This window comes from Janthinobacterium sp. UMAB-60 (assembly GCF_900095235.1).
In the GTDB taxonomy this organism is placed as follows: domain Bacteria; phylum Pseudomonadota; class Gammaproteobacteria; order Burkholderiales; family Burkholderiaceae_D; genus Janthinobacterium.
In genome coordinates this window covers 1-217 of the sequence record NZ_LT607544.1, presented here as the reverse complement: position 1 = coordinate 217, position 217 = coordinate 1, and the positions used below count along the sequence as shown (strand labels likewise).

Below are 217 nucleotides of genomic sequence, written 5' to 3'. Positions count from 1 at the left end.
GCAGGAAAAGAAATCAACCGAGATTCCCAAAGTAGCGGCGAGCGAAATGGGAAGAGCCTGTACGTGATAGTCGGACCGATAACAGAATCCCCTGGAAATGGGAGCCATAGTGGGTGATAGCCCCGTATGTGAAATTGGACCGGTGATACTAAGCGTACGACAAGTAGGGCGGGACACGTGACATCCTGTCTGAATATGGGGGGACCATCCTCCAAGG

At 52.5% G+C, this 217-nt stretch carries 1 rRNA gene; it reads left to right on the top strand.

The features are described from left to right. Positions 1–217, top strand: a 23S ribosomal RNA gene (locus K0F86_RS27235); the annotation flags it as partial.